General features: G+C 72.5%; 11 protein-coding genes. 2 read left to right on the top strand and 9 right to left on the bottom strand.

Features of this window, described 5'->3' with window-relative positions; all coding sequences use genetic code 11:
• Positions 1 to 121: 121 nt before the first annotated feature.
• The 8 genes from L0P92_RS19465 to L0P92_RS19430 all read right to left on the bottom strand — a co-directional run bounded on the left by L0P92_RS19465 (position 122) and on the right by L0P92_RS19430 (position 9,242).
• Positions 122 to 940 (bottom strand): carbohydrate ABC transporter permease, encoded by an 819-nt coding sequence (locus L0P92_RS19465; protein ID WP_234764057.1) that lies wholly within the window; start codon positions 938 to 940, stop codon positions 122 to 124.
• The gene (locus tag L0P92_RS19460) at positions 937 to 1,881 is read right to left on the bottom strand and encodes a carbohydrate ABC transporter permease (protein ID WP_234764051.1); all 945 of its coding nucleotides are present in this window, start codon (positions 1,879 to 1,881) and stop codon (positions 937 to 939) included. Before L0P92_RS19460 ends, L0P92_RS19465 begins: the two co-directional genes overlap by 4 nt.
• A 12-nt stretch (positions 1,882 to 1,893) precedes the next feature.
• On the bottom strand, positions 1,894 to 3,234 hold the full coding sequence (locus L0P92_RS19455) for an ABC transporter substrate-binding protein (protein ID WP_234764050.1): 1,341 nt from the start codon (positions 3,232 to 3,234) through the stop codon (positions 1,894 to 1,896).
• 10 nt (positions 3,235 to 3,244) lie between these two features.
• Complete coding sequence (locus tag L0P92_RS19450) at positions 3,245 to 4,246, bottom strand: LacI family DNA-binding transcriptional regulator (RefSeq protein WP_234764049.1); 1,002 nt, start codon at positions 4,244 to 4,246, stop codon at positions 3,245 to 3,247.
• A gap of 182 nt (positions 4,247 to 4,428) precedes the next feature.
• The gene (locus L0P92_RS19445; RefSeq protein ID WP_234764061.1) at positions 4,429 to 5,286 is read right to left on the bottom strand and encodes a fructosamine kinase family protein; all 858 of its coding nucleotides are present in this window, start codon (positions 5,284 to 5,286) and stop codon (positions 4,429 to 4,431) included.
• Between the two features lie 57 nt (positions 5,287 to 5,343).
• Positions 5,344 to 5,799 (bottom strand): (2Fe-2S)-binding protein, encoded by a 456-nt coding sequence (locus tag L0P92_RS19440; RefSeq protein ID WP_234764048.1) that lies wholly within the window; start codon positions 5,797 to 5,799, stop codon positions 5,344 to 5,346.
• A 23-nt stretch (positions 5,800 to 5,822) separates the two neighbouring features.
• Positions 5,823 to 7,952, bottom strand: a complete 2,130-nt coding sequence (locus tag L0P92_RS19435; RefSeq protein ID WP_234764047.1) for a xanthine dehydrogenase family protein molybdopterin-binding subunit — start codon at positions 7,950 to 7,952, stop codon at positions 5,823 to 5,825.
• Between the two features lie 132 nt (positions 7,953 to 8,084).
• Positions 8,085 to 9,242: an FAD-dependent oxidoreductase gene (locus L0P92_RS19430; RefSeq protein ID WP_234764040.1), complete on the bottom strand. Its 1,158-nt coding sequence runs from the start codon at positions 9,240 to 9,242 to the stop codon at positions 8,085 to 8,087.
• Between the two features lie 178 nt (positions 9,243 to 9,420).
• On the opposite strand from L0P92_RS19430, the gene L0P92_RS19425 reads away from it, so the two are divergent.
• Positions 9,421 to 10,005, top strand: a complete 585-nt coding sequence (locus L0P92_RS19425; protein WP_443733162.1) for an AMIN-like domain-containing (lipo)protein — start codon at positions 9,421 to 9,423, stop codon at positions 10,003 to 10,005.
• A gap of 57 nt (positions 10,006 to 10,062) precedes the next feature.
• On the opposite strand, the gene L0P92_RS19420 is transcribed toward L0P92_RS19425, so the two are convergent.
• Positions 10,063 to 11,871: a helix-turn-helix domain-containing protein gene (locus tag L0P92_RS19420; protein WP_234764036.1), complete on the bottom strand. Its 1,809-nt coding sequence runs from the start codon at positions 11,869 to 11,871 to the stop codon at positions 10,063 to 10,065.
• Positions 11,872 to 12,030: 159 nt separating this feature from the next.
• Between L0P92_RS19420 and L0P92_RS19415 the strand changes: the two genes are divergently transcribed.
• Entirely contained in the window at positions 12,031 to 13,770 is a 1,740-nt protein-coding gene (locus L0P92_RS19415) for an FAD-dependent oxidoreductase (RefSeq protein WP_234764035.1), read from the top strand.
• The last annotated feature ends 15 nt before the right edge of the window (positions 13,771 to 13,785 follow it).

Genomic DNA, 13,785 nt, shown 5'->3' with positions numbered 1-13,785 from the left:
GCGCCCCCGGGGGGGGGGGGGGGCGCCCCACACCCCCGGGCGGGGGGGGGGGGGGGTGGGGTGGGGGGGGGGGGGGGGGGGGGGGGGGGGGGGGGGGGGGGGGGGGGGGGGGGCCGGGGCGTCAGCCCTTGACGGCGCCCGTGGACAGACCTTCGAGGAGCTGTTTGCGCAGCACGACGAAGAGGGCGACGGCGGGCACGACGGCGAGGACCGCTCCGGCGAGGACGAGGTCGTACTGCCGTTGCTCCGACACGAACAGGGTCTGCAGGCCGAGCGGCAGGGTGTACTGGGAGCTGTCGGAGACCAGGACCAGTGGCCACAGGAAACTGTTGTAGCTCTGGAGGAACTGCCAGACGGCGAGCGCGCCGAGCGCGGGGCGCAGCAGAGGCAGCACGATGGTCCGGAAGATCCCGAACTCGCCGGCGCCGTCGATGCGGGCGGCCTCCAGCACGGAGTCCGGGATGGACTGCACGATGTACTGCTGCATCATGAAGATCCCGAACGCGGGCGCCACCCAGGGCACGATCAGCGCGAACCACGGACTGCCCAGACCGGTCTTGACGAGGACCACGAACAACGGCACGAGGATCACGGCGAACGGGATGGACAGCGAGCTGAACATCACGCCGAACAGCAGGCGGCGGCCGGCGAAGCGGAACTTGGCGAAGCCGTAGCCGGCCAGGGCGCAGACGAAGACGGACACGACGGTGGCGGTGAGGGCGACAACCGTGCTCATCAGGAACCAGCGCCAGAACGGCTGTCCGGAGAACAGTCGCTGGTAGTTGTCGAGGGTGAACGGGTCGGGGATCAGCCGGGGCGGGTAGCCGAAGATGTCGCCGCGCGGCTTGAAGGAGCCGCTCAGCGCCCACAGCAGTGGGGCGAGGAAGGCCAGCGCGAGCAGGGCAAGTACGCCGTACAGCGGTATGCGGGTGCGCGTCATGAGGCCCTCCCGATGCCGAGGAGACGGTTGACGAGCTGGCTCAGCCCGAAGACGAGGACGAAGAGCACGACGGCCGCGGCGGCGGCGTAGCCGAACTGCTGGCGCTGGAAGGCGGCCCGGTAGATGAACATCGTGACCGAGAGGGTGGATTCGGCCGGTCCGCCGCCGGTGAGGAGGTAGGGCTCCTCGAAGATCTGGGCCGCGCCGATGAACGACGTGACGATGACGAAGGCGGTCACCGGCTTCAGGGCGGGCAGGGTGACGGTGGTGAAGGTGCGCAGGCGTCCGGCGCCGTCCAGGGCAGCGGATTCGTACAACTCCCTCGGCACGTTCTGGAGTCCGGCGAGGAAGAAGACGGTGAGGTAGCCGGTCCAGCGCCACAGCATCACCAGCGCGATGCTCACCTTGGCCAGGCTCGGATCGCCCAGCCAGTCGACGCCGCCGGTGCCGAACAGGGCGCGCAGCACCGAGTTCGCCAGGCCGAACTGCCGGTCGAAGACGAGGCCGAAGATGAGCGCGACGAGGATCGGGGAGACGACGACGGGCACGAAGTAGGCGGTGCGCCACAGGTCGCGGACGCGCAGGCCGCGGGTGTTGAGGGCCTGGGCGATCAGCAGGGCGAGGGGTACGACCACGCAGACGGCGACGAGGACGAAGACGGCCGTGTTGCCCAGGGCGCGGTGGAAGCTGATGTCGGTGGCGAGGAGCCGGTAGTTGCGCAGGCCCACCCAGTGCGGGGTGCCCAGTCCGACCCATTCGGTCAGGCTCAGCCAGAGCGAGACCGCGACGGGGACCAGCATGAACAGGGCGTAGAGGAGATAGAAGGGCGAGATGAAGAGGTACGGGGCCCAGGAGTGCCTGCGGCGGCGGACGGGGTCTGTCGCGCCCGCGCGGTCGCTGTCCCGGGCGGCACGGTTCGGGCCGGCCACGGCGGTGGTCATGGTGGGGTCCTCCTAACGGCCGGCTTGGTCGCGGAAGTCGGCTGCGGTCTGTTTCAGGGCCTGACGTGGGCTCAGATCGCCGTGGTAGGCCCGCAGGAGGTTGCCGGCGAGCACGTCGTAGAGGATCGACTGGTCGGGGCTCTGGTGGAACGGGGGCACCTGGGGCAGCAGTTCGCGGTAGAGGGGGAAGAGGCGCTGTCCGCCGCAGAAGTCGTCCCGGGCGGCGCTCAGCCGGGGGTCGTCGTAGACCGAGCGGCGGGTGGGCAGATAGCCGGTCTCGGTGAAGCGGCGGACCTGGCCTTCGTGGGTGAGCCAGGTGTTGAACAGGAAGTCCTTGGCGGCGCGTGTGTTGGCCTTGTCCTTGATGACGCCGAAGCCGGTTCCGCCCGCGGCGGCCGTGACCGCGCCGCCCGCCGCGAACCGGGGCAGCGCCTTGACCCGCCATCTCCCCTTCTGCTCGGGCACGTTGGGCACGAGCCCGTAGTTCTTGTACCAGATGGCCATGGGCAGCCCGATGACCTTGCCCTGTTTCAGGGCGGTCTGCATCGCGGCGCCGTAGTAGTCGGAGACGTCGATGACGAAGCCGGTGCGCAGCCCGTCGCACAGGAAGCGCAGGACCTCCTCGGCCTCCGGCGAATCGAGGACGAGGTTCTGGTCGGCGTCGAAGAAGGCGCCGCCGCGCTGGTAGAGCAGCATCTGGAAGGACTGCACGACCTGGCCGACGTCGCTGCCGATGGTGGAGACGACGCACATCGACGCGCCGTGGTCGCGGTGGACGCGGGCGCCGAGTTCGGCGAACTCCTCCCAGGTGACCGTGTCCTTGGGCAGCCGGTACCGGTCGAAGAGGTCGTCGCGGTAGAAGTAGACGACCATCGGGGTGTCGGAGTCGAGGGCGTAGACCCGGCCGCCCTGGCTGAAGGGGGCGGTGCGGGCGGGCAGCAGGTCTTCCTTCAGACCGGGTACGGCGGCGATGTCGTCGGTGAGGTCGTACAGCAGGCGTTCGGCTATGTCGCCACGCAGCATGCGCGGGAAGCTGCCGATCTCGAAGCCGACCAGGTCGGGGGTGCCGCGCCCGGCGACGGCCTGGGCGAGGAGTTTGGTGACCACGTCGGCGGCGCCGGCGCGGGTGACCTTCAGGTGGTAGCGGAAGTCGGTCAGCCGGTCGGCCTCCGGGATGCCCTTCTGGAAGAAGGCCTCGTAGCCGGGGTCGTGGGTCCACAGGGCGAGGGTGACGTTCCCTGAGGTGAGGGCGGCGGTGCCGGCGGCTCCGCAGGCGGAGAGTGCGGCGGCGGAGCCGGTGGCGAGGGCGGCGCGCAGCAGGGCGCGGCGGTTGGGGCGTGCGGGGGTGTACACACGTGACTCCTCACGTGGTGCGGACGGGGCCGGTGGAGGCCCTCACGGTCAACTCGACGGCCGGTTCGGTGGGTTCGGCCGGTTCGGGGCGGCCCTCGATCAGGGCGATCAGGTGGTCCACGGCGCGGTCGGCGACGGCGGTGAAGTTCTGGCGGACGGTGGTCAGGGGCGGGGAGAGGTGGGCCGCGGCGGGGATGTCGTCGTAGCCGATGACGCTGATGTCGTCGGGGACGCTTCGGCCCGCCTCGGTGAAGGCGTGCAGGGCGCCGATCGCCATGTCGTCGTTGGCGACGAACACGGCGGTGACGTCGGCGAGCCGGGCCAGTTGCCGGCCGGCCGTGTATCCGGCGGCCGGGCTCCAGTCGCCCTCCGTGGCGAGGGGCGGTTCGGGGGCTCCGGCGGCGGCCAGCGCCTCGCGCCAGCCGCGGAGCCGGTCGCGGGCGGCCCACCAGTTCTGCGGGCCGGGGATGTGCCAGACGGTGCGGTGGCCGAGGGAGAGCAGATGCTCGGTGGCGATGCGGGCGGCCGCGACCCCGTCGGCGCCGACGACCGCGCCCACGCCCTCCGTGAGGTCGACGCCCTCGCCGAGGCTGACCACCGGTACGTCCGCGCTGAGCCTGAGCGGTGTGCCGTCGTCGATGGGCTCGGACAGCACGATCCCGTCCACGCCCTGCTTCAGCAGTGCCTCGACGGCGACGGACACCGGCTGCCCCTCCAGGGTGCTCGCCAGGGCGAAGGAGTATCCCGCCCGCTGCATCGCCCGCTCCAGGGTGATGAGCAGCGTCGAGGGTCCGTACAGGGCGGTGCCCAGGGAGACGACGCCGATCCGCCGGTAGCGGCCGAGGAGCAGGGCGCGCGCCGCGTTGTTCGGGCGGTAGTCCAGCTCCCTGATGACCCGGAGCACGCGGTCGCGGACCTCCGGGCTGACATGCGGTTCGCCGTTGACGACCCGCGACACCGTCTTCTGGGAGACGCCGGCGGCACGGGCGACCTCGGTCATCGTCGTCGCCATGGGGGCTCCCGGGGGGTGGCGGGTTGATCGGTTGATCGGCTCATGACTACGTAGTCAGGCGCAGTGACAGCTCTGTGGCGGCCACCATGACTACGTAGTCAGGCTAGTGTCGGGAGGGTTCGGCGCACAGTCAATGGTTCGTGCGCCGTCAATCGTTCGTGTGCGCTGTCAATCGTCGTGTGTCAGCCGGTGCGCAGAGTCGTCCTGGCCGCGGTGAGGGCCTGTTCCGCGTAGCCGCGGCCGAAGAGGACGGCGTGCACCAGGAGCGGGAAGAGCTGGTGCAGGGCGATGCGGTCGGCCCAGCCGTCGGCCAGCGGGGCGGTCCGCCGGTAGCCGTCCAGGACGCGGTCCAGGTGGGGGCAGCCGAAGAGGTGGAGCATGGCCAGGTCGGTCTCGCGGTGGCCGCCGTGCGCGGCCGGGTCGATCAGCCAGGCGTGGCCGTCGGCGCCCCACAGGACGTTGCCGTTCCACAGGTCCCCGTGCAGCCGGGCGGGCGGCTCGGCGGGGCCCGCCAGTTCGGGGAGCCGCTCGCAGACCTCCTCGAACACCGGCGCCTCGGCGCGGTGGACCGTGCCCTCGTCGACCGCGCGGCGCAGATACGGCAGCACGCGGTGCTCGGCGTACCAGCGGGGCCAGTCGGGGCCGGTGACGTTGCGCATCGGGGCGAGGCCGATGTACGCGTCCTCGGGGCCGTCGGGCGGTGGGGCGCCGAACGCGGGTGCGCCGGCGGCGTGCAGTGCGGCCAGTTCGCGGCCGAACCGCTCCGCCGCTTCGGCGCGGGGTCGCCCGGTCGCCACCCGGTCGGTGACCAGCCACCGCTCGTCGTGGCCGTGCACGACGGGGATGCGGACGGTGCCGGTCTCGGCCAGCCAGCGCAGTCCGGCCGCCTCGGCCGGTGCGGCCCGGTCGCCGTCGCCGCGCTTGACGATCACCTCCCGCCCGCCGTCGAGGGTGACTTCGGCGAGCGTTCCGGACAGCCGGCGTTCACCGGTGACCGGCAGCCCGGTGAACCGCGCCGCTGCGGCGCCCGGGCCTTCCATGGAGTTGTGCACGGCCCTCAGCGTACGGCGGCCACCGGGCGTACTGAAGGCGGCCGGTCAGCGGCCGGCGGCCGCCCTTTCGATCGCCTCGCGGATCCGGGAGTAGGTGCCGCAGCGGCAGACGTTCTCGATCCGGTCGATGTCGGCGTCCGTCGGCCGGGGTGTCTTCTTCAGCAGGGCGGCGGTGGCCATGATCTGGCCCGGCTGGCAGAAGCCGCACTGGGCGACGTCGCAGTCGAGCCAGGCCTGTTGCACCGGGTGGAGCCGGTCGCCGTCGGCCAAGCCCTCGATGGTGGTGACCTCGCGGCCGGCGCAGTCGGCGACCGGGACGACGCAGGGCTGGATCTCGTCGCCGTCGAGATGGCTGGTGCAGGCGCGACAGGCGCCCACGCCGCAGCCGTACTTGGGGCCGGTGACGTCCAGCAGGTCGCGCAGCACCCACAGCAGGGGCATGTCGGCGGGTGCCTCGACGGTGACCCGCTTCCCGTTGAGGGTGAAGGAGTGGGAGGGCATCGAATACCTTCTCTTCGGGTGGCTCAGAAGTTCAGCGGGAAGCGGCGCGGCTTGGTGCCGGTGGCCCGGGCGTAGGCGTTGGCTACGGCGCCGGCCGCGGCGGGCACGCCGAGTTCCCCGGCTCCGCCGGGGTCGCGGTCGGAGGGCAGGATGTGCGCCTCGAAGTGCTGAGGGGCGTGCCGCTGGCGGGCGTAGTGGAAGTCGGCGAAGCTGCTCTCGCGGACGGCGCCCCGGTCGATGTGCAGTCCGGCGCGCAGGATCGTGGAGATCCCGTCGACGGCGGTGCCCATGAGCTGGGCCTGAAGTCCGCGCGGGTTGACGGCCGTTCCGACGTCGGCCGCCATCACCACCTTGGTCACCCGCGGGTTCTTCGGGTCGACGGCGTCGATCTCGACCAGGCAGGCCACGGCGGAGTCGTACTCCTCGTGGACGGCGACACCCTGGGCGTGCCCGGCCGGCATGGTCCGGCCCCATTTCCCGGCGCTCGCGACCTTGTCCAGTACGGCCTTGACGGCCTTGCCGCGCAGGGTCGTACGGCGGAACGCGACCGGGTCCTTGCCGAGGCCGCGGGCGATCTCGTCGACGACGATCTCCTGGGCGGTGCGCACGGTGCCGGAGTCGACCGAGCGCCAGGCGCCGAGCGGGATCGGCAGGTCGACCGAGCCCGAGTCGCCGGAGAGGCGGCCGAAGTTGTAGAGGCCGCTGTCGCTGGGGAGCGGGGCCGCCGCGGGGGCGCGTACGGCGGCGCGCACGCCGCCCTGGGCGGACAGGCCCTGTTTCCCGGAGGATTCGCTGACCGAGGACATCGCGTGGGCGAAGGCGACCACCCGGCCCCGGTCGTGGCTGGCCCGGATCCGGTGCTGGGACGCCGGGCGCATCCTGCCGTGCCGGATGTCGTCGGCCCGGCTCCACATCAGTTTCACCGGCCGGCGCGCCTTCTTGGAGATCAGGGCCGCCTCGAGCGCGGCGTCGTGGTTCAGGCGCCGCCCGAACGAGCCGCCGCCGCGCACCACATGGATCCGCACCTTCGACACCGGCAGGCCGATCGCCGAGGCGATGTCCTCGCGCGCGGACGTCGGGGTCTGGGAGGAGAACCAGATCTCGGCCCGCCCGGCGCGCACGTCCGCGACGGCGGTGAGCACCTCCATGGGCGCGTGGCTGACGAAGGCGAACTCGAACTCGGCCTCGGTCTGCGCCGATCCGGGGGGCGGGTTCTGCAGCTTCGGGACGGCGGCGCGCAGCCGGGAGCGGATCCCGGAGTCGGAGAGGTTGGCCAGGGGGCCGGGTGCCCACTTGATCCGGAGCGCGTCCCGGGCCTGGAAGGCGTGGTGGAAGGTGTCCGCGACCACGGCGACACCACCGTCGATCCGTACGACCTCGTGGACACCGGGCAGTGCGCGGGCGGCCCGGGAGTCCACTGAGACGACCTTCCCGCCGAGCGTCGGCGGCCGGGCCACGACCGTCGGCTTGGCTCCGGCCACCGTGAGGTCGCCGGTGTACGTGGCCTTGCCGGTGATGATGTCGCGGGCGTCGATCCGGGTGGTCGGCCGCCCGATCACCCGGTGCTTGGACGCCGGCTTGGGCCTGGTCGGGACCGTCGGGCGGGTGATCCGGGCGGCGCTCCTGGTCAGCGATCCGAAGGTGGCCGAGCGTCCGTCCGGTGCGAAGACCCTGGTGTCCCGGGTGCGCAGGGTGCGTGCGGGGACGTGCCAGCGGCGGGCGGCGGCGGTCACCAGTTTGGCGCGTGCGGTCGCGGCGAGTTGGCGGGCGGGGCCGTACAGCGAGCTGACGGAGCTGGAGCCGCCGGTGAACTGGTTGCCCTCACTGCGGGCGTCGGCGAGCGGGATGTCGACGTCGGCGAGCCGGGCGTCGAGTTCCTCGGCGATCATCATGGCGACGGCCGTGGTGACGCCCTGGCCGACCTCGACGCGGGGCAGCCGCACGACGACCTTGTTGGCCGGGGTGACCTCCAGGACCAGCATCTCCGCGTCGGTGCCGGTGACCAGGACGTCGGACGCCCGGCGGTCGCCGTCCGCGGGTTCCTCGGCGCCCTGGGCGGTCGAGCCGTCGCAGCCGAGCGGCGCCGCGACGGTCAGGGTGGTCGCCGCGAGCGAGTAGACGACGAACTGTCGACGGGACAACTGACGGGCCAACAGGCGCTCCTCTCCGCGAACCCGGTCCGGGGGCCGGGTCGGTTCGACCTGTATGAGGGGCCGACGCGTGCCGGGGTTGCGCCGGTTGGCCGCTCCATCGGTTTTCGACGCGGGACTCGTGGCGCGAGCCAGCTACTGGGTGTGCTGCCAAAGGTCGGTGTCCCAGTCAAGCTGTCGTATGAGCTCGTCGTCGCCCGGCCGGTCCGCGGTCGGGGTGGGGGTGCCTCGGGAGATGTTGCCGCTGACGGTGATGTTGTGTTCGACGCGGGGGCGGCGGAGCCTCTCGTAGAGGGTGAGCGCGGACTCCGTGTCCGGGGCGTCCCGCAGGGACTTGGCGAGGACGACGGCCTCCTCCAGGGCCATCGAGGCGCCCTGCCCGGTCGCCGGGGACGCCGCGTGGGCCGCGTCGCCGATGATCAGGGTCCGGCCCGAACGCCAGGGTGTGCCGGTGGGCAGTTCGGTGGCGTTGGTGACCATGAGGCGGTCGGGCGTGGCCGCGACGAGGTCCGCGGCCGGGGTGGCGTCCTTGCGCAGCAGCGGGAGCAGGAGGTCGCGCCGGCGGGCCGGGGTGCCTTCGGCGAGGGCGTCCGCGGCCAAGGGTGCGTCGGAGACGCGCGCGAACCAGTACGTCTCCCCCTCGGGCGAGACCGCGTACCCGAAGGCGACCGAGCTGCCGCGCACCATGGTGATGGTCTCGGGGCGGCCGGCTTCCGACGCTGCGCCGGTGTAGCCGTAGTAGACGTGCTGTCCGGCATAGGTCGGCCGGGTGTGCGGGGAGATGAGCCGGCGGACGGTGGAGTTCAGGCCGTCGGCGCCGATGAGCAGGTCGCCGGTCGCCGTGCTGCCGTCGGCGAAGTGGGCGGTGACGGTGTCCGGGCCGTCCTCGACCGACACGAGGCGCCTGCCGTGCCGGATGTCGATGCCCCGGCGGATGACCTCGGCCTGGAGGGCGGCGTTCAGGTCGCCGCGCCGCAGGCATCGGTAGCGCAGGTGCGGGGTACCCGCCTCGCCGAGCGGCACCTGGGCGAGCTCGGCCCCCGTGTCGTCCAGGACTCGCATCGACGTCAGGGGAAAGCCGATCGCGGTGACCGCTTCCGAGGCGTCCATCTCAGCCAGGGCGCGCATCCCGTTACTGGCCAGCGTCAGGAACGCGCCGATGTCCTCGGCGGAGTCGGGGTGCGCCTCGAACACGGTGACGTCGAAGCCGGCCTTGTGCAGCGCGAGAGCCGCTCCGGCACCGGCGATCCCGCCGCCCATGACGATCAACCGCGTCACATCGCCCCCCGACATGTGTGCGACCCCCGTGAGCGGCGGCCGTCCTTCGTGGAACGACCCGGGTCCGGCGCGGGTTCCCGACCGGCCGCCGCTCGTTGTACACGCCGGACCGAGGAACTCCGGAACGGTGCAACCATTCCGCCGACCCGAATGTCTTGCCTAATATCAGACACACACCCTTCTAGGGGATGAAATGGGACGAAACACAACCGCATGGGCGACAGCAGTCGCGCTCATGGCCGCCACGTTGGGCGTGGCGGCGGTCCCGGCCGAGGCCACCACGACCACCACCACCCAGGCGACGGCCTGTCCCACCGGCTGGGGCAGCATCGCCAAGACCCGCTCCGCCGGCACGACGGAGTCGGTGACCGATGTCAGGACCGGTCGGCACGCCTGCTTCGACCGCATGGTCGTCGACGTCCCCGGCGCGGGCACCAGTGGTCTCGGCTACTCCGTCAGGTACGTCAGCCGCCTCTACCAGGACGGTTCGGGCAACCGCGTCACCGTCGGCGGCGGAGCCATCCTGGAGGTACGGGTGGCCGCCCCCGCCTACGACGTCGACACCGGGAGGCCGACGTATCCCGTGCGGGCCGGCCAGCGGCTGAAGGGCGTGGACCTCACCGGGTACCGCACCTTCCGGGACGCGCGGTTCGTCGGCAGCTTCGAAGGGGACACGCAGCTCGGGCTCGGCGTCCGGGCACGGCTGCCGTTCCGGGTGTGGGTGGCGCCCGACCGGGTCGTGGTCGACGTGGCGCACAACTGGACGGGGGCACGCTGAGCCTCGGGGTCCGGGACGACAGGGGGCCGGAGCGATCCGGGCTTCGGGCCGATCCAGTCAGGGTTTCGGAGTGGTCGACGCGTCCCGCCCCTGATACTCCCGCAGTTTCCGGTAAAGGGTCGCCCGGGCGATCCCCAACGCCGCCGCGGCGCGCGCCTTGTTGCCGCCGTGGCGGCGCAGCGCCTCCAGGATGGCGGCCCGCTCGGCGAGTTCCATGGGGCTGAGGTTGCGTCCCGCGGGTCCTTCCCGGACGGGATCCGGCAGTTCGCCGCGCCGCACCGGTCCGTGGAACCGCCGTCGGCTCGCCAACGCCCCGACGAGGTGGGTGAGTTCGGTGACGTTTCCGGGCCAGGGATGCTCCTCCAGTGCGCGCAGGGCGTCCAGCGTCCAGGTCAGCGGCGGGCTGCCGGGGGCCGGAGCGGGCGCGAGGGCGGGCAGCAACTCCCTGATGTCCTCGGGGCGTTCCCGTAGCGCGGGCAGGGTCACCGAGCGGGCGCCGAGGGTGTCGAGGAGGCGTTGGAGGCAGGGGCCCGGGGTGGTGCCGGGTGTGTGGGTGACGATCAGGTGGGCGTCGGGGTGTTCGTCCAGGAGGGAGTTGAGGGCGGCGACGTCCGGCTGGGCCAGCCGTTCGGCGTGGCGCAGCAGCAGGGGACGGTCACCGGCCCGCGCCCAGCCTTCGGCCGGCGGGACCCCTGTCTCGCCAGGCTGCTCGGCCTTGAAGCCGAGTTCGGGTGACGCGGCCGCGTCCACGACCAACGGAGCACTGTCGGCGAGCAGTTCGAGGGCGAGCGTGGTCTTGCCGGTGCCCCGCTCGCCCATGATGAGCAGGGGCCCCGGAGTCCGGGCCAGCGCCGTCGCCCGCGCGACCGCGTGCCGCCACGGCACCGAGGCTCCCACCAGCGCGCTCGCCGGACGTGGCGCGGTCGGCGCCGGCTCCACGGGACGCGGTTCGAGCACGGCGACCAGACCCACGGAGCGCCCCTCGTGCCGTACCGGAGTGATCTCGACGGTGCACCCGGCGTCCTCGGGAAGCGGGACGCCGTACGGCTCGTCGATCCCGCTCCCGCTGTCGTTCCCACTGCCGTTGCCGCTCCCCCTCCCCCACGCCCTCGCGCTCCGTTCCAGCGCCTCCAGCACCTGTGGCGAGGCAAGGCAGGCGGCCGCCTCGCTGATCAGGCGGTTGCGGCCGTCCAGTGCGACCACGGCCCGGTCGCGGCCCCGCGCGGCTCGTTCGTAGACGTCGAGCAGGGCTCGTTCCGCGGTACGCGCGCGTGCCCGCAGTTCGGTCTCCACGGCCGTGGCGGCCGCCTCGGCGAGGGCGGCGCCGGGGTGCGGGCGGCAGCCGGGGCACAGGCCGGAGGCGATCGTGACCGTGCCGAGCGGCCGGCCCGTTTCCGGGGAGAGCAGGGGCACGCTGACCGCGGAGACGTCCTGCCACACGTCGAGGAAGTGCTCGGGGCCGTGCACCTCGGCCCGGCTCCGGGTGCGCAGGGCGAGCGCGGCGCTGTTGGGGCCGACCGCCCGCTCGGACAGGTCGCGGCAGGCGTCGTCGCCGGGCGCGCTGCCGGCCGACCACAGCACCCTCAGCCGTTCGTCGGTGAGCACCAGGGCCGACCGTCCGGCGTCGAGGGCCGGGGCGATCCGGGTGAGCGCCGGACGCGCCGCCTCCAGCAGGGGCGAGTCGACCGGGTGAGCCGACTCCCGTACGGAGCCGTCGAGATCGGGCCGTACGCCGAAGAACCGGGCGCGCCGCCAGGCGGCGACGACGTCGTCCGGTACACCGTCGGGGAGCGGGCGTCCCGTCAGGAATCGTTCGCGGGCGTGGCGGAGCGGGGCGAGGGCAGGAGGAAGTTCGGCGGTGCTCATGGCGCTGCTCACCGTACCGAGGGCGTCTCGCGCGCGGCGACGGCGGGCTGTCTCGTATTGAGACACCCACGACCGGCCGCGCCGCTCCATGATCTTGAAAGGCCGGGGTCCGTACGCGTCTCCCGCCTCGTCTTCGTGTCTCATCTCCTGGAGCTTGTCGTGCACACCGTTGTCGAGACCGACGTCCTGATCGTGGGGAGCGGCCCGGCGGGCGCGTCGGCCGCGCTCGCCCTGAGCACCTACGGCGTGCGCAACATGGTCGTCACCCGGTACGCGAGCCTCGCCGACACGCCCCGGGCGCACATCACCAACCAGCGGACCATGGAGGTGCTGCGCGATCTCGGCGTCGAGGACGAGGTGATCGCCAAGGCGACGCCCCAGCACCTGATGGGCAACACGACCTTCTGCACCAGTCTGGCCGGTGACGAGCTCGGCCGGGTGCGTTCCTGGGGCAACGACCCGCTGGTCCAGGCCGCGCACGAGCTCGCCAGCCCGACCCGCATGTGCGACATGCCGCAGCACCTGATGGAGCCGGTGCTGGTGAACGCGGCCATCGCCCGGGGCACCGACTTCCGGTTCAGCACGGTCTACAAGTCCTTCGCGCAGGACGAGGCCGGCGTCACGGTCACCGTCGAGGACCGGCTGCGCGGCGACGAGTACACCGTCCGCGCCAAGTACCTGATCGGCGCCGACGGCGGCCGGTCCAAGGTCGCCGAGGACGCCGGGCTGCCGATGGGCGGGCAGATGGGTGTCGCGGGCAGCATCAACATCGTCTTCGACGCCGACCTGAGCAAGTACACCGCGCATCGGCCCTCCACCCTGTACTGGGTCCTCGCGCCCGGCGCCACGGTCGGCGGCATCGGTGCGGGCCTGGTGCGCTGTGTGCGGCCCTGGAACGAGTGGCTGATCGTGTGGGGCTACGACGTGAGCGCGGGCGCCCCCGACCTCACCGAGGAGTACGCGCTGTCCGTCGTACGGCAGCTGATCGGCGACGACGAGATACCGGTGACGATCAAGTCGTCCTCGGCGTGGACGGTCAACGAGATGTACGCCGAGACCTACGCGAACGGCCGGGTCTTCTGTGCCGGTGACGCCGTGCACCGGCATCCGCCGTCCAACGGGCTCGGCTCCAACACCTCCGTCCAGGACTCCTACAACCTGGCCTGGAAGCTGAAGCTGGTGCTGGACGGGGTCGCCTCGCCGGCGCTCCTCGACAGCTACACCGTCGAGCGCGCGCCGGTCGGCAAGCAGATCGTGACGCGCGCCAACCGGTCCATCGCCGAGACCGCCCCGATCTTCGAGGCGCTCGACGGGCTCTCGCCGCAGACGCCCGAGCGGCTGTGGGCCAACATCGCCGCCCGCAAGGACGCCACCGAGGCCGCCGCGCGACAGCGGGCCGCGCTGCGCGAGGCCATCGCCTTCAAGGTGTACGAGTTCAACGCGCACGGCGTCGACCTCAACCAGCGCTACGCCTCCGCAGCGGTCGTCCCCGACGGCACACCCGACCCCGGCTTCGACCACGACCCCGAACTGCACCACCAGCCCACCTCCCGCCCCGGCGCCAAGCTCCCGCACGCCTGGATCACCTCCGGGACCCGGACCCTGTCCACCCTCGACACCGTCGGCAAGGGCCGTTTCACGCTGCTCACCGGCATCGGCGGCGAGGCATGGCTGCGGGCCGCCGAGGCCCAGCCCCTCGACATCGCCACGGTCGTCGTCGGACCGGGCCAGGAGTACGAGGACCCGTACGGCGACTGGGCGCGGCTCGGCGAGATCTCCGATGCCGGCGCCCTCCTCGTACGCCCCGACGGGTATGTGGCGTTCCGGCACGCCGACGCGGCCGAGGACGCCGAACGACTGCTCACCGACGCGCTGCGGCGGATTCTCGGGCACGGTTGAGATGGGCGCCCGAAA

The sequence above is a fragment of the Streptomyces muensis genome, from assembly GCF_021474425.1.
GTDB lineage: Bacteria > Actinomycetota > Actinomycetes > Streptomycetales > Streptomycetaceae > Streptomyces > Streptomyces muensis.
Note: the sequence above shows the minus strand (reverse complement) of the source record. Positions and strands in the feature narration are given on the sequence as shown.